Source organism: Streptomyces sp. NPDC058683 (genome assembly GCF_042716195.1).
GTDB lineage: Bacteria > Actinomycetota > Actinomycetes > Streptomycetales > Streptomycetaceae > Streptomyces.
On record NZ_JBHXSK010000001.1, the window covers coordinates 232,293 to 247,531 of the forward strand.

Consider the following 15,239-nt stretch of genomic DNA (forward strand, 5'->3'; position numbering starts at 1 on the left):
ATTGTTGAATGGTGCAGCTACTCAGGAGGCGCGGTGCGAGGAGCGTGCGGTCTCGGTCGTGGCGGGCGGCAGCGGCGCCTGGGCGGCGCGGGTGACGTCCGAGACGAGTTCGACCACGTCCGGGCCGTACGCCTGCGAGTTGACCACCTTGAGGAGCAGCACGAAGGTGCTGTTGCCGTGCTTGCGGGCGAGCCGCTCGTGGTTGCGGGCGAGGTAGCGGGTGGCCGCCTGGTTGGTGATCGCGCGCTGTCCGCAGAACAGGAACACCGGGCGCGCGTCGGGGCGTTGGCCGGCGGTGAGACGGGCCAGCAGCACGTACTCCGTGATGCCCGGGTCCAGGCGGTAGCGCTCGGTGCCGATCTGGAAGGCGCCGCGGTCCGGACCCGGTTCCGGGTCGATGTTGACCCGCACGCCCGGGAGCATCGCCGACATGTGCGCCAGCATGCGCCGGTTCGACCCGGGCCCGCCCACGCAGAACTCGGTGCGCTCGCCGAAGCCCTGCTGGACGTTGTCCTGAGTCACCATCTGGAGGTTGGCGCCGCAGTCCTTGATCAGCGCGGCCAGCTCCAGGAGCGCGAACACGTCCAGGCGGTGCACCGCGGGTTCGGAGGTGGCCGGATCGCGGTTGACGACCAGCAGCGACTCCGAGTTCTCCGGAAGACCGAAAAAGGCCTGCTTGCGGCGCAGGCCGCGCCGCCACAGCGAGGTGCGGGCCAGCCAGCCGAGCGCCGCGCTGATGCCGGCGGCCACGACGCCAAGGATAATGTTGCGCAGGTCGTCATTCATGGGCGCGCATGGTAGCGGTCACAGGTGGCCGGAACGTACCCGTGTTCGAAGTGTGGCGGTCATATGACAGTGCCCTGAATGTGGCTGTCGGGGCCGGGGCCCCGCCGATACGCTGCGCGGACGTTCCGGAACTGGAGGTGCGGATGCGTCGCCCTGTCACGCGGAAACTGACCGTTCTGGCGGTCTCGGCCGTCGTGGTGTCGGTAGGGGCGGCAGCGCCTCCCGCTCCCGGCGGTGCGGCCGTCGCGAAGTCCCCGGTGGCCGTCGGCTACGGCGGTGCGGTCTCCAGCGTGGACGCGGACGCCACCGCCGCCGGTATCGAGGTGCTCCGCAAGGGCGGCAACGCGGTCGACGCGGCCGTGGCGACCGCCGCCGCGCTCGGCGTCACCGAGCCCTACTCCTCCGGCGTCGGCGGAGGCGGCTACTTCGTCTACTACAACGCCAAGTCCCGTACGGTGCACACGATCGACGGCCGCGAGACCGCACCGCTGACCGCCGGCTCCGACCTCTTCGTGGAGAACGGCAAGCCCCTCGCCTTCGCGGACGCCGTCAGCAGCGGGCTGAGCGTCGGTACGCCCGGTACGCCCGCCACCTGGCAGACGGCGCTGGACCGGTGGGGGAGCGAACGGCTGGGCACGGTGCTGAAGCCGGCCGAGCGGATCGCGCGCAACGGGTTCGTCGTCGACGACACCTTCCGGTCGCAGACCGCGTCCAACGAGACCCGGTTCCGGTACTTCCCGGACACGGCGAAGCTGTTCCTGCCGGGCGGGCAGCTGCCGGTGGTGGGGTCGACCTTCAAGAACCCCGAGCTGGCCCGGACCTATCGGGAGCTGGGGCGCAAGGGGGTCGGGGCGATCTACCAGGGGGACCTCGGCAAGGACATCGTGTCGACGGTCAACCATCCCCCGGTGGATCCCGGTTCGGGGTGGAAGGCCCGGGCGGGCAAGCTGTCGGCGAAGGATCTGGCGGCCTACCGGGCCAAGGTGCAGGCGCCCACCGAGACGGCGTACCGCGGGCTGAAGGTGTACTCGATCGCGCCGTCCTCGTCCGGTGGGACCACTGTTGGGGAAGCCCTCAACATCCTTGAGAACACCGACCTCTCGAAGGCCGGTGAGGTGCAGTACCTGCACCACTTCATCGAGGCGAGCCGGATCTCGTTCGCGGACCGGGGGAGGTGGGTCGGCGACCCCGCGTTCGAGGACGTGCCGACGAAGGGGCTGCTGTCGCAGCGGTACGCCGACGAGCGGGCGAAGCTGATCAGCGACGACGCGGTGCTGACCAGCCCGGTCGCGCCGGGCGACCCCAACAACCCCGGGTCGACCGGGACGGCGGCGCCGACCACGTACGAGGGCGAGAACACGACGCACCTCACGGTCGCCGACAAGTGGGGGAACGTCGTCTCCTACACGCTGACCATCGAGCAGACCGGCGGCAGCGCGATCACCGTGCCGGGGCGCGGGTTCCTGCTCAACAACGAGCTGACCGACTTCTCGTTCACGCCGGCGAACCCCGCGGTGCACGACCCGAACCTGCCGGGGCCGGGCAAGCGGCCGCGGTCCTCCATCTCGCCGACGATCGTGCTGGACAAGGCCAACCGGCCGGTGGTGGCGGTCGGTTCGCCCGGTGGGGCGACCATCATCACCACCGTGCTCCAGGTGCTGACCGAGTTCCTCGACCGGCATCTGCCGTTGGTGGACGCGATCGCCGCGCCTCGGGCGTCGCAGCGGAACGCGGCGAAGACCGAGTTGGAACCGGCGCTGTACAACGACCCTGTGCTGAAGGGGAAGTTGGAGGCGATCGGGCACGCGTTCTCGTTGAATCCGGAGATCGGGGCGGCTACGGGGGTGCAGCGGTTGCCGGGTGGGAAGTGGCTGGCGGCGGCGGAGACCCGGCGGCGGGGCGGTGGGTCGGCTCAGGTGGTGAATCCTGCGCCTTAGGTGCCGGCTGCGGGTGCGTGGGGGGCTGGTCGCGCCCACGCGGCGGCAGCCGCACATCGACACAGCCCCGCGCCCCTAAAGGGGCGCCTTCTCCGGCTGGAACTCCAAGTGACCGTCCATGACATCCACCGTCACCCTGCTTCCCTCCGTGACCGTGCCGTCCAGAAGCAGCCGTGACAGCTGGTTGTCGACCTCTCGCTGGATGGTCCGCCGTAGCGGTCGTGCGCCGTACTCGGGCTGGTAGCCGTGTTCTGCCAGCCAGTCGACCGCCGCGTCCGTGAAGTGGGCCGTGATGCCCTGGGCGTGCAGCATGCGGCGGGTGTGTTCCAGGAGCAGTTCGGTGATCTGGTGCAGCTGGTCGCCGGTGAGCTGGCGGAAGACCACGATCTCGTCGATGCGGTTCAGGAACTCCGGGCGGAAGTGGTCCCGGAGCGGGCGGAGGACCTGTTCACGGCGGGCCTCCTCCGTCGCCTCCTCCCCGCCGGGGCCGAAGCCGATGCCGGCGCCGCGCCTGGTGATCACGTCCGAGCCCAGGTTGCTCGTCATCACGATGACCGTGTTGGTGAAGTCCACCGTGCGGCCCTGGGAGTCGGTCAGGCGGCCGTCGTCCAGGACCTGGAGCAGGATGTTGAAGACGTCCGGGTGGGCCTTCTCCACCTCGTCGAGGAGGAGGAGCGAGTAGGGGTGACGGCGCACCACCTCGGTGAGCTGCCCGGCCTCCTCGTGGCCGACATAGCCGGGCGGGGCGCCGACCAGGCGGGAGACGGTGTGGCGCTCCTGGTACTCGCTCATGTCCAGCCGGACCATCCGGTCCTCGCTGCCGAACAGGACCTCGGCGAGCGCGCGGGCCAGTTCGGTCTTGCCGACGCCGGTCGGGCCGAGGAAGAGGAAGCTGCCGATCGGGCGGTCCGGGCTGGCGAGCCCGGCGCGGGAGCGGAGCACCGCTTCGGAGACGGCCGCGACCGCCTCGTTCTGGCCGATGACCCGATGGTGCAGATGCGCCTCCAGGCCGAGCAGCCGCTCCTTCTCCTCCTGGGTGAGGCTGCTGACCGGGATGCCCGTCTGGCGGGACACCACCTCGGCGATCGCCTCGGCCGTCACCTCCAGGTTCAGCCCCTCGTCCACCTCGTCCTCACCGGAGAGTTCGGTGGTGCGAGTCCTCAACTCGCCGATGCGGTCGCGGAGCTGGGTGGCGCGTTCGTACTGTTCGTCGGCGACCGCCTGGTCCTTGTCGCACGTGAGCTGCTCGATCTCGCGCTCGATCGCGCGTACGTCGGTGCCCTTGGTGCGGGCGCCGAGGCGGACCCGGGCGCCGGCCTGGTCGATCAGGTCGATCGCCTTGTCCGGGAGCCTGCGGTCGGTGAGGTAGCGGTCGGAGAGCTCCACGGCGGCGACCAGGGCCTCGTCGGTGTAGCGGACCTGGTGGTGGGCCTCGTAGCGGTCGCGCAGGCCGCGCAGGATCTCGATGGTGTCCGGGACCGTCGGCTCGGGCACCAGGATCGGCTGGAAGCGGCGGGCCAGCGCCGCGTCCTTCTCGATCTTGCGGAACTCCTCAAGGGTGGTCGCGCCCACGATGTGCAGCTCGCCCCGGGCCAGTGCGGGCTTGAGGATGTTGCCCGCGTCCATCGAGCCGCCCTCGCCGCCGCCTCCGGCACCGACCACGGTGTGCAGTTCGTCGATGAAGACGACCAGCTGGTCGGAGTGGGCGCGGATCTCGTTCACGATGTTGGTCAGGCGCTCCTCGAAGTCGCCCCGGAAGCGGGTGCCCGCGACCACGCCGGGCAGGTCGAGGGCGATCACCCGGCGCCCGGACAGGATGTCCGGCACGTCGCCGTCGGCGACCCGCTGGGCCAGGCCCTCGACGATCGCGGTCTTGCCGACACCGGCGTCGCCGATCAGCACGGGGTTGTTCTTGCCGCGCCGGGAGAGCACCTCGATGGTCTGCTCGATCTCGTCGTCGCGGCCGATGACCGGGTCGATCCGGCCCTCCCCGGCCAGCCCGGTCAGATCGCGGCCGTACTTGTCCAGCGTCGGCGTGGTGCTACGCCGCCGGCTGTCCGTGCCGGTGAGGGGGCGTTCGGTCTCCGGGGCCTCCGGCGGCAGGCCGGCGGCGAACCGGGCCGCGTTCAAAATGTGCCCGGCGGCCGAGTCCGGGTTCGCGGCGAGCGCGCCCAGCACGTGCTCGGGGCCGATGTATCCGGCGCCCCCGGCCCGGGCCAGGTCGTGCGCGTCCAGCAGGGCCCGCTTGACGGCCGGGGTCAGGGACAGCGAGGTCGGCGGGGGCGCCTCGCCCGGCGGGTGCTGGATCGGGCCGGCGCGGCCGTCGATCTCCGTCGCGAGTGAGTCGGGATTCGCACCGAACCTGCTGAGCAGGGAGCGCGTCGGCTCCGCCGTCAGGGCCGCGCGCAGCAGATGCTCGGTGTCGAGATCCCGGCTGCCGTGTTCGGCGGCGTACTGGGCGGCGCCCTTGACCAGCTCCCGGGCGGGCTGGCTGAGCAGCCTGCCGATGTCGATCTGACGGGGGCCCGGGCGTTCCCCGCCGCCGCCGAAGAAGCGGGCGAGGAACTCTCCGAAAGGATCCTGTCCGAAGTCGCTCGGTCCGGGGTAACCGCTGCTCATGAGCGTTCGTTCCGTTCCGGCATCCCGGCGCCTGGCGGGACGCGCTCGCTGGTCGACGTGGCCGGTCCACGCGGGTGCCCCCTGCAGGGCCCGGTCACACCACCTTCGCACGCCCGCCCGAGGGGGGCATGTGCAGCACCGCGGGCCCGGGCGGCGTTGCGCGCGGGACGGCACCCCGCGGGCGCACCCGGTCGCGCTCCGTCCGGCCGGTCCTCAGGAAAACCGGAATTGCCGCGGTATTGCTCCTACGGATATCGTCCGACCTGCCACGGCGGTCAATGAGTGAATTCTTTCGGGATGCCGGACGCGGACCGAGCGAAGGCGGGCACACCTTCGCTCGGCCCGCGCCGACGGGAGTGTTACGTCACGTGATCAGCGGCCGACCGGGCGCGGCCGGGGTGGCCGCTTCCCCTGCGGGGGCTGCGGCGGAGGCACCGGGCGCCGCCGCGGGGGCAGGGGGACCGGAACTCGCATGCGCACGTTTTCCATGAGAACTCCTTCGCTGATGTGGACGGCTGTTTATCCGCCCGTCACGGATATGTGTACGGGGGGACGGCTGTCATTGTTCAGCGCTTCGGAAAATTCATTCGTGCGGTATCGGACCGCATATCGCGATTAGAAATTCGCAGGACTGAGCTGTGTCAGTTCTTTGAATTCCTTTCCGTGAGGATCCGCGGCCCCGCCTCGGTGATCGCCACCGTGTGCTCCACGTGCGCCGCGCGGGAGCCGTCGTTCGTACGCAGGGTCCAGCCGTCGGGAGCCTCGTGGTAGCCGTCCCGGCCGCTGCCGATCAGCATGGGCTCGATCGCGAGGGCCATGCCGTGCCGGAGCGGGAGACCGCGGCCGGGGCGGCCCTCGTTCGGCACCTCCGGGTCCTCGTGCATACGGCGGCCCACGCCGTGTCCGCCGAAGCCCTGCGGGATGCCGTAGCCGGCCTCCCGGCACACGCTGCCGACGGCGTGCGCGATGTCGCCGATGCGGTTGCCGACGACCGCCGCCGCGATGCCCGCCGCCAGGGCCCGCTCGGCCGTCTCGATGAGCCGTACGTCCTCCGGCCGCGGCCTGCCGACCGTGAAGCTGATCGCCGAGTCGCCGACCCAGCCGTCGAGTTCGGCGCCGCAGTCGATGGAGACCAGGTCGCCGTCGCGCAGCCGGTAGGAGGTCGGGATGCCGTGCACGATCGCGTCGTTGACGGAGGCGCAGATGACGGCGGGGAACGGGGTGGCCGCGAAGGAGGGCCGGTAGCCGAGGAAGGGGGAGGAGGCCCCGGCCGCCCTCAGCACCTCCCGCGCCACCTCGTCCAGCTCGAGGAGGGAGACACCGACGGCGGCGGCCTCTCGTACGGCCGTCAGGGCCTGCCCGAGGACCTGGCCGGCCCCGTACATCGCGTCGATCGATACGTCTGTCTTCAGTTCCACCATGCCAATTACTATACCGGCTTTCTAGACCGGATTAGAATGACGGCTTAGACTGATGGCATGGTGCGCACCCCCCTCACCCCGGAAGAGCGTGAACGCGGCGAGCGGCTCGGGCAGATGCTGCGCGAGGCGCGCGGCGGCCGGAGCATGACCGAGGTGGCGGCCGAGGCCGGTATCTCGGCCGAGACGCTCCGCAAGATCGAGACTGGCCGGGCGCCGACCCCCGCCTTCTTCACCGTCGCCGCGCTGGCCCGCGCGCTCGGCCTGTCGATGGACGAACTGGTGGCCCGCTGCGCGCTGGCACCGGTGTGACGCGCATCGGTCAAGATCCCGTAATGAGGGCTCTGCGCGCCCGCTGAAAACTCCCCGTAGCAGCCCCGTAACACAACTGGTGTTGCCTACGGAACCGGAGTGTTCCGGTCGGGCGGGAGTCGAGCGATGACTGTGGATCAGCTCCCGGGCCGGGTACGGGAGTTCACGAACTACCTCAACGGCCTGCTGGCGCGCCTGGACCAGGGCGCCGGCTGGTGCGCGGTGTTCTGGCAGCGCGATCCCGACGGTATGCAGGCCTGCCTCGGCGGGCGGGAGGTCCCGCCCTGGGACGTCGTGGAGGCGCTCCTCCAGGACCTCGCGACCGCCTACGGCCCCGAGGCCGCCACCCGTGCGGCCGGGCAGGCCCGGCAGCTGCACGCCGGCGCCCTCGCCGCCTACGACGCCCGGCCGGGTGCCCGGGAGGACCTGAGCGATCGCCTCGATGTCACGCTCCGCGAACAGCGCTACGCCGCCGAGCGGCTGGCCCAGCTCGGCCGCGCGTACAGCGCCGCGCGCTCCCGCGAGGAGGCCGAGGCCCTCGACATCGACCTCGCCTGGGCCCGCGACGACCACGACCGGGCCTCCGTCCGGTGTGCCGAACTCCGGTCCCGCATGGGACGGCTGGACCAGCGGGCCGAGCCGGGGCCGCCGTCTCCCGGCCCGGCCGCCGAACCGACCGCGGCCGCACACGCGTCCGTGACCGCACACACGTCCGTGACCGCGCACGTCTCCGCGACCGGTACGAGGATGCGCGGCCGTTCGGGCGGGGTCACGCCCGACGGCGGTGCAGCCCCGCCGTCTCCCGCCCCGGAGGCGTCCGAAGCCCCGGCGCCCGCCCCCGCCCCCGCCAAGCAGCGCAAGCGGCGACGGGGCAGTGCCCGTTTCGCCGGGATGGCAGAGGACGAGGCCGTGCCCTCCGCCGTACCGCAGACACCCGAGGCGGCCGTACCCGCGGCCCCCGGTGGCCGTCGTACCCCGCGCGGGGCCCGGTTCGCCGGGGCCGCCGAGGCGCCGGTGCGGCCGGAGCCGGTGGTGGAGCAGGCCGACGAGGAGGCGGGACAGGCCGTGGCGGGTGCCGTGGCGCGACTCGAACGGCTGCGTGCCGAGGGCCGTACCGGCGAGGCACACGCACTTCTGGCCGAGGCCGCGCAGTGGCCCGCCGCCCGGTTCCCCCTGCTCGCGGACGCCCTCCAGCGGGCCGGGCTCGGCGCCGACTGGGCCACGCTGCTGTGGGAGACGGCCTCACTGCCGCCCGCCCGGCTGGTGGCGGCCGCCGACGCCCTGACCGCCGCGGGCCGGACCGCCGACGGCCGCCAGATCCTCCGTCAGGGCGTGGTCCGCCCCGCCACCGAGATCGGCGAGGCCGTCCTCGCCCTGGACACGGCGGGCCGCCACCGCGAGGTCCGGGCCCTGCTGGACACCTACGTCCAGGTCCGCACCCCGGAGGAGGCGGCGCACAGCGCGGAACCCGACCCGCACCGACTGGTTCCGCTGCTCCTCCGCTCGGCCCAGGCGATCTCGGACCAGCGCCACTGGGACCTGCTGCACGCGCTCAGGGTGGCCGGCCTCGCTTCCTGACGGACGTGCGCATCGGCCCGTGCATCCGCCAGCCAGGTTAGAAACGAGATCGACTCGGCGGCTTAACGACGATGGTCTTGGCAAGGACTCCGAGGAGGCTTACTTTCGACCCTCTACGGGCGTAGAAGGAGCAGCTCATGGCCAACGTCGTACGCGCCGCTCTGGTCCAGGCCACCTGGACCGGCGACACCGAGTCCATGGTGGCGAAACACGAGGTGTTCGCCCGCGAGGCGGCCCGCCAGGGTGCGAAGATCATCGGATTTCAGGAAGTCTTCAACGCCCCCTACTTCTGCCAGGTCCAGGAGCCCGAGCACTACCGCTGGGCCGAGCCGGTCCCGGACGGCCCCACGGTCCGTCGCATGCAGGAACTGGCCCGCGAGACCGGCATGGTCGTCGTCGTCCCGGTCTTCGAGGTCGAGCAGTCCGGGTTCTACTACAACACCGCCGTCGTGATCGACGCCGACGGCAGCGTCCTCGGCAAGTACCGCAAGCACCACATCCCGCAGGTCAAGGGCTTCTGGGAGAAGTACTACTTCAAGCCCGGGAACGCCGGCTGGCCGGTCTTCGACACCGCCGTCGGCAAGATCGGCGTGTACATCTGCTACGACCGCCACTTCCCGGAGGGCTGGCGGCAACTCGGGCTCAACGGAGCCCAGTTGGTCTACAACCCGTCGGCGACCTCGCGCGGCCTGTCGGCCCACCTCTGGCAGCTGGAGCAGCCCGCGGCCGCCGTCGCCAACGAGTACTTCGTCGCCGCCATCAACCGGGTGGGCCAGGAGGAGTACGGCGACAACGACTTCTACGGCACGAGCTATTTCGTCGATCCGCGTGGGCAGTTCGTGGGGGAGGTGGCGAGCGACAAGAGCGAGGAACTGGTCGTCCGTGACCTCGACTTCGACCTGATCGAAGAAGTACGGCAGCAGTGGGCCTTCTACCGCGACCGCCGTCCCGACGCCTACGAAGGGCTGGTACAGCCGTGAACAACGACCTCTTCGCCCGTCACCGCCAGGTCCTGCCCGACTGGCTGGCCCTCTACTACGACGAGCCGCTGGAGATCACCCACGGCGAGGGCCGGCACGTCTGGGACGCGGACGGCAACCGCTACCTCGACTTCTTCGGCGGCATCCTCACCACGATGACCGCGCACGCCCTCCCCGAGGTGACGAAGGCGGTGAGCGAGCAGGCCGGCCGGATCATCCACTCCTCCACGCTCTACCTCAACCGCCCCATGGTCGAACTGGCCGAACGCGTCGCCCACCTGAGCGGCATCCCGGACGCCCGGGTCTTCTTCACCACCTCCGGCACCGAGGCCAACGACACCGCCCTGCTGCTCGCGACCACCTACCGCCGGACCAACACGATCCTGGCGATGCGCAACAGCTACCACGGCCGCTCCTTCAGCGCCGTCGGCATCACCGGCAACAAGGGATGGTCCCCGACCTCCCTCTCGCCGCTCCAGACGCTGTACGTCCACGGCGGCGTCCGCACCCGCGGCCCGTACGCCGAGCTGAACGACCGTGACTTCATCGCGGCCTGCGTCGACGACCTGCGCGACCTCCTCGGCCACACCCGCCCGCCGGCCGCACTGATCGCCGAGCCCATCCAGGGCGTCGGCGGCTTCACCTCCCCGCCCGACGGGCTGTACGCGGCCTTCCGCAAGGTCCTCCAGGAGCAGGGCATCCTCTGGATCGCCGACGAGGTGCAGACCGGCTGGGGCCGCACCGGCGAGCACTTCTGGGGCTGGCAGGCACACGGCCAGAGCGGCCCGCCGGACATCGTCACCTTCGCCAAGGGCATCGGCAACGGCATGTCCATCGGCGGGGTGATCGCCCGCTCCGAGATCATGAACTGCCTGGACTCCAACAGCATCTCGACGTTCGGCGGCACCCAGATCACCATGGCGGCGGGCCTAGCCAACCTGGCGTACCTCCTGGACCACGACCTCCAGGGCAACGCCCGCCGGGTGGGGGGCCTGCTCATCGAACGTCTCCGCGCCGTCTCCGCCCAGCTGCCCGGCGTACGGGAGGTCCGGGGCCGCGGTCTGATGATCGGTGTCGAGCTGGTCAAGCCCGGCACGGACGAGGCCGACCCCAAGTCCGCGTCGGCGGTTCTGGAAGCGGCGCGCGAAGCCGGCCTCCTGGTCGGCAAGGGCGGCGGCCACAACACGAGCGCGTTGCGCATCGCCCCGCCGTTGTCGCTGACGGTGGCGGAGGCGGAAGAGGGGGCGGCGATCCTGGAACAGGCGTTGAGGAGTGCCTACTAGGTGCTCCGCCGGAAGTGCCGCGACCCGTTGTGTGCCGACTGCGGCGCCGTCGTGGCCGATCGCGCAGTTCCCCGCGCCCCTAAAGGCAGGGGGCTGCACAGCGCCCCTTCGGGGGCGCGGGGCCAAATCGATGTGCGGCTCCGCCGCGTGGGCGGGACCAGCCCCCACCGGCCCGCAGTCTTCGAACGCACCGAATCCAACCAAGGGATCACGCAAGATGACCGCCACCTGGGATCCCCCGAACACCACAGACACCCCCATACTGTCGGTCCGTCAGATCCTCGCCCTGGAACGGGTCCTGGCCGGCGACCCCGAGGTGGTCGCCGGTGCCACCCACCTCGACCGCCCCGTCCGCTGGGTGCACGTGGCCGAGGCCCCCGACGTCGGCGTCATGCTCACCGGCGGCGAGATGGTCCTCACCACCGGCGTCCTGCTCGCGGGCGACGCGCACAAACAGGCCGAGTACATCCAGTCCCTGCACCGGGCCGAGGCCGCCGCGGTCGTCCTCGGCCTCGGCCGCGCCTTCCCGTCCCCACCCGACGCCATGCGCCGCGCGGCGGACCGCTGCGGCCTCCCCCTCGTGGTCCTGCACCGCCCCTTCCCCTTCGCCGAACTGACGGAGGAGGTCCAATCCCGGCTGGTACGGCGGAAGTTCGCCGCCGTCAGCCTCTCCGAGTCGGTCCGTACCGCCCTCACCGGCCTCATCACCGCCGGCGCCCCCCTGCAACGCCTCCTCGACGAGGTCGCCGTGCACAGCGCCTGCCCGGTCGTCGTCACCAACCTCGCCCACCGGGTGCTGGCCACCGCGGGGGAGCGGTCGGCCGTGGACGACGTGCTGCGCGACTGGGAACGCATCGCCCGGCAGGCCGGCGGCGGCGAGGGCGGCGGCTGGATCCGCGCCGAACTCGGCGGCCGCGGGGAGCGCTGGGGCCAGATCATGCTCTGCGGCTACCGCGGCGACACCGCCACCGGGCGGCTGCTCGCCGACCGCGGCGCCGAGGCCCTCGTCCTGCACCGCATGCTCGGCGGCGGCTCCGCCCACAGCTGGGAGGAGCAGTCCGCGCAGAGCCTGCTGACCGACCTGGTCTCCGGGGTCGTACCGGCCCGGCAGCTGCTGCCCAGGGCGCGGGCGGCCGGACTGCCGGTCAACCGGCGGACCTTCGTCCCCCTCGTCGTACGGGACGCCGAACCGGCCCAGCTGGAGCGGACCCTGCGCCTGTTGGGGCTGCCCGGACTCGTCGCGGAGCTCACCGAACAGGTCACCGCCGTCCTGCTCAGCCTCGCCCGCGACCAGGACGCCGACGCCCTCGCCACGCACTTCGCCGTCCGGCTGCACGGCGAGGCGGCTCAGCCGCAGGCGGTGGTCGCCGCCGCGGGCCCCCGTACCGGCTGGGACGACGTGCCCGCCGGCCTGCGCGAGGCCCGGCACGTGGCCGACGCCGTCGCCGACTCCTCGGACGCCCTCGACCTGCCACCCGTCGTACGGCTCAAGGACGTACACCTGCGGGGCCTGATCCGGCTGCTCCGCGACGACCCGCACGTCCAGTCCTTCGCCGAGCGCGAGCTGGACGGGCTGCTGTGCGGAAAGGGCGTCGACCAGGACCTGCTCGGCGTCCTGCGGACGTATCTCGCCACCGGCCGCAACAAGTCCCGCACCGCCCAGCTGCACCACGTCTCGCGGCCCGCGCTGTACCGCCGCCTGGAGGCGATACAGGCCCGGCTCGGCGTCGACCTCGACGATTTCGAACAGGCGGCCTCCGTGCACATCGCACTCCTCGCACATGACGCGCAACAGGGGTGAAACATGCGACGACCTGGGAAAACGGCGGTGAAACATGAGCCGACGACCGCGTGACACGGTGACACGCGGAGCGCCCGCAGACGTGACACGCTGCCACTCAAAGCCCGCTTTCGGACTTCCTAGGCTCCTCGCACATCGAGCGACACATGCCCGAGCGACCGGAGGTCCCGATGAGCCGAGTGATTCGAGCCGCCCTGTTCCAGACCGCCTGGACCGGCGACAAGGAGTCGATGATCCAGGTCCACGAGCAGGCGGCCCGCGACGCGGCCGCGCAGGGCGCCCAGGTCCTGTGCTTCCAGGAACTGTTCTACGGACCGTACTTCTGCCAGGTCCAGGACAAGGCGTTCTACGAGTACGCCGAGCAGGTACCGGACGGCCCGGTCGTCCAGCGTTTCCAGGCCCTCGCCCGGGAGCTGGGCATCGTCCTGATCCTGCCGGTGTACGAGGAGGAGCAGCCCGGCGTCCTCTACAACACCGCGGCCGTGATCGACGCGGACGGCTCGTACCTCGGCAAGTACCGCAAGCACCACATCCCCCAGGTGCCCGGCTTCTGGGAGAAGTTCTACTTCCGCCCGGGGAACGCGGGCTGGCCGGTCTTCGAGACCGCGGTCGGGAAGATCGGCGTCTACATCTGCTACGACCGGCACTTCCCGGAGGGCTGGCGGGCGTTGGGCCTCGGCGGTGCGGAGATCGTCTTCAACCCGTCGGCCACCTCGCGCGGACTCTCCCGCTACCTCTGGCAGTTGGAGCAGCCGGCGGCGGCCGTCGCCAACGAGTACTTCGTCGGCGCGATCAACCGGGTCGGCGTGGAGGACCTGGGCGACAACGACTTCTACGGGACCTCGTACTTCGTGGACCCGGAGGGCCAGTTCGCCGGCGAGGTGGCCTCCGACAAGGAGACCGAACTCGTCGTCCGCGACCTGGACCTGGCCAAGCTCCGCGAGGTCCGCGACCGCTGGCAGTTCTTCCGGGACCGCCGCCCGGACGCGTACGGCCCACTGACGGCTCCGTAGACGCGCCCCATAGGGGCGCGGGGCGGCACTGGATATGCGGCTGCCGCCGCGTAGGCGCGACCAGCCACCGTCGGACCCGCACATGACCACGAAGGAGAGGACCCCATGACCGGCCGTACAGTAATCCGCGGCGGACTCGTCATCACCGCGTCCGACGAGATCCACGCCGACGTCCTGATCGAGGACGGCCGTATCGCCGCCCTCGCCGCCTCCGGAACCCCCGCCGCCGAGGCCTTCACCGCCGAGCGGACGATCGACGCCACCGGGAAGTACGTCATCCCGGGCGGCGTCGACGCCCACACCCACATGGAACTGCCGTTCGGCGGCACCTTCGCCTCCGACACCTTCGAGACCGGCACCCGCGCCGCCGCCTGGGGCGGTACGACGACGATCGTCGACTTCGCGGTGCAGAGCGTCGGGCACGGTCTGCGCGAGGGGCTCGACGCCTGGCACGCCAAGGCCGAGGGCAACTGCGCGATCGACTACGGCTTCCACATGATCGTCTCCGATGTGAACCAGGAGACGCTCAAGGAGATGGACCTGCTGGTCGAGGAGGGGGTGACCTCCTTCAAGCAGTTCATGGCCTACCCGGGCGTCTTCTACTCCGACGACGGCCAGATCCTGCGCGCCATGCAGCGCTCCGCCGAGAACGGCGGACTGATCATGATGCACGCCGAGAACGGCATCGCCATCGACGTGCTGGTGGAGCAGGCGCTGGCCCGCGGCGAGACCGACCCCCGCTACCACGGCGAGGTGCGCAAGGCCCTGCTCGAAGCCGAGGCCACGCACCGGGCCATCAAGCTCGCGCAGGTGGCCGGCGCGCCCCTGTACGTCGTACACGTCTCGGCGATGGAGGCGGTGGCCGAGCTGGCGCGGGCACGCGACGAGGGGCTGCCCGTCTTCGGCGAGACCTGCCCGCAGTACCTGTTCCTGTCGACCGGCAACCTCGCCGAGCCGGACTTCGAGGGCTCGAAGTACGTGTGCAGCACGCCCCTTCGGCCCAAGGAGCACCAGGCCAAGCTCTGGCAGGGCCTTCGGACCAACGACCTCCAGGTGGTCTCCACCGACCACTGCCCCTTCTGCTTCGTGGGCCAGAAGGAGCTGGGGCGAGGCGACTTCTCGAAGATCCCCAACGGCCTGCCCGGCGTCGAGAACCGCATGGACCTGCTTCACCAGGCCGTCGTCGACGGGCACATCTCGCGCCGCCGCTGGATCGAGATCGCCTGTGCAAGCCCGGCCCGGATGTTCGGGATGTACCCGAAGAAGGGCACCATCACCCCGGGTGCCGACGCCGACGTCGTCATCTACGACCCGCACGCCGAGCAGGTCGTCTCCGCCGAGACCCACCACATGAACGTCGACTACTCGGCGTACGAGGGCAAGCGGCTCACCGGCCGGGTCGAGACGGTCCTCTCGCGCGGCGAACTCGTCATCACCGAGCGGGAGTACACCGGACACGCCGGGCACGGTGTCTACACCCCGCGCTCCACCTGTCAGTACCTCAACTAGGAG

Annotated in this window: 11 protein-coding genes; 8 read left to right on the forward strand and 3 right to left on the reverse strand. The window is 71.2% G+C overall.

The annotated features are described in order from the left end of the window. Nucleotides 1–21: 21 nt before the first annotated feature. Nucleotides 22–786, reverse strand: a complete 765-nt coding sequence (locus tag ACFWXC_RS01200; RefSeq protein ID WP_351730115.1) for a hypothetical protein — start codon at nt 784–786, stop codon at nt 22–24. Nucleotides 787–929: 143 nt separating this feature from the next. Here ACFWXC_RS01200 and ggt point away from each other — a divergent pair, with 143 nt between their 5' ends. Further along, complete coding sequence (gene ggt, locus ACFWXC_RS01205; protein WP_384471077.1) at nt 930–2,723, forward strand: gamma-glutamyltransferase; 1,794 nt, start codon at nt 930–932, stop codon at nt 2,721–2,723. A 75-nt stretch (nt 2,724–2,798) separates the two neighbouring features. Here ggt and ACFWXC_RS01210 read toward each other — a convergent pair whose 3' ends face one another. Beyond that, nucleotides 2,799–5,342 carry an ATP-dependent Clp protease ATP-binding subunit gene (locus ACFWXC_RS01210; protein ID WP_384471080.1) on the reverse strand — a complete coding sequence of 848 codons (2,544 nt, stop codon included), beginning with the start codon at nt 5,340–5,342 and terminating at the stop codon, nt 2,799–2,801. Nucleotides 5,343–5,983: 641 nt separating this feature from the next. Next, nucleotides 5,984–6,763: a type I methionyl aminopeptidase gene (gene map / locus ACFWXC_RS01215; RefSeq protein WP_384471083.1), complete on the reverse strand. Its 780-nt coding sequence runs from the start codon at nt 6,761–6,763 to the stop codon at nt 5,984–5,986. A 57-nt stretch (nt 6,764–6,820) separates the two neighbouring features. Here map and ACFWXC_RS01220 point away from each other — a divergent pair, with 57 nt between their 5' ends. The 7 genes from ACFWXC_RS01220 to hydA all read left to right on the forward strand — a co-directional run bounded on the left by ACFWXC_RS01220 (nt 6,821) and on the right by hydA (nt 15,236). Further along, nucleotides 6,821–7,072 carry a helix-turn-helix transcriptional regulator gene (locus tag ACFWXC_RS01220; RefSeq protein WP_351730127.1) on the forward strand — a complete coding sequence of 84 codons (252 nt, stop codon included), beginning with the start codon at nt 6,821–6,823 and terminating at the stop codon, nt 7,070–7,072. A gap of 126 nt (nt 7,073–7,198) precedes the next feature. Beyond that, the gene (locus ACFWXC_RS01225; RefSeq protein ID WP_384471087.1) at nt 7,199–8,650 is read left to right on the forward strand and encodes a hypothetical protein; all 1,452 of its coding nucleotides are present in this window, start codon (nt 7,199–7,201) and stop codon (nt 8,648–8,650) included. A gap of 137 nt (nt 8,651–8,787) precedes the next feature. Continuing rightward, complete coding sequence (locus ACFWXC_RS01230; protein WP_384471090.1) at nt 8,788–9,630, forward strand: nitrilase-related carbon-nitrogen hydrolase; 843 nt, start codon at nt 8,788–8,790, stop codon at nt 9,628–9,630. Beyond that, a complete protein-coding gene (locus tag ACFWXC_RS01235; protein ID WP_384471093.1) occupies nt 9,627–10,913 on the forward strand; it encodes an aspartate aminotransferase family protein in 1,287 nt (428 codons plus the stop codon). The genes ACFWXC_RS01230 and ACFWXC_RS01235 overlap by 4 nt, the downstream gene beginning before the upstream one ends. A 217-nt stretch (nt 10,914–11,130) precedes the next feature. Next, on the forward strand, nt 11,131–12,714 hold the full coding sequence (locus tag ACFWXC_RS01240) for a PucR family transcriptional regulator (RefSeq protein WP_384471096.1): 1,584 nt from the start codon (nt 11,131–11,133) through the stop codon (nt 12,712–12,714). A 170-nt stretch (nt 12,715–12,884) separates the two neighbouring features. Continuing rightward, nucleotides 12,885–13,727, forward strand: coding sequence for a nitrilase-related carbon-nitrogen hydrolase (locus ACFWXC_RS01245; protein ID WP_351730141.1), 843 nt, complete (start codon nt 12,885–12,887; stop codon nt 13,725–13,727). Nucleotides 13,728–13,832: 105 nt separating this feature from the next. Beyond that, nucleotides 13,833–15,236 (forward strand): dihydropyrimidinase, encoded by a 1,404-nt coding sequence (hydA, locus tag ACFWXC_RS01250; RefSeq protein WP_384471099.1) that lies wholly within the window; start codon nt 13,833–13,835, stop codon nt 15,234–15,236. Nucleotides 15,237–15,239 lie beyond the last annotated feature (3 nt).

Excerpts from the sequence above, each read along its gene's own strand:
- ACFWXC_RS01200 (WP_351730115.1), bottom strand. The coding sequence starts at position 786 with ATGAATGACGACCTGCGCAACATTATCCTTGGCGTCGTGGCCGCCGGC.
- ggt (WP_384471077.1), top strand. The coding sequence starts at position 930 with ATGCGTCGCCCTGTCACGCGGAAACTGACCGTTCTGGCGGTCTCGGCC.
- ACFWXC_RS01210 (WP_384471080.1), bottom strand. The coding sequence starts at position 5,342 with ATGAGCAGCGGTTACCCCGGACCGAGCGACTTCGGACAGGATCCTTTC.
- map (WP_384471083.1), bottom strand. The coding sequence starts at position 6,763 with ATGGTGGAACTGAAGACAGACGTATCGATCGACGCGATGTACGGGGCC.
- ACFWXC_RS01220 (WP_351730127.1), top strand. The coding sequence starts at position 6,821 with ATGGTGCGCACCCCCCTCACCCCGGAAGAGCGTGAACGCGGCGAGCGG.
- ACFWXC_RS01225 (WP_384471087.1), top strand. The coding sequence starts at position 7,199 with ATGACTGTGGATCAGCTCCCGGGCCGGGTACGGGAGTTCACGAACTAC.
- ACFWXC_RS01230 (WP_384471090.1), top strand. The coding sequence starts at position 8,788 with ATGGCCAACGTCGTACGCGCCGCTCTGGTCCAGGCCACCTGGACCGGC.
- ACFWXC_RS01240 (WP_384471096.1), top strand. The coding sequence starts at position 11,131 with ATGACCGCCACCTGGGATCCCCCGAACACCACAGACACCCCCATACTG.
- ACFWXC_RS01245 (WP_351730141.1), top strand. The coding sequence starts at position 12,885 with ATGAGCCGAGTGATTCGAGCCGCCCTGTTCCAGACCGCCTGGACCGGC.
- hydA (WP_384471099.1), top strand. The coding sequence starts at position 13,833 with ATGACCGGCCGTACAGTAATCCGCGGCGGACTCGTCATCACCGCGTCC.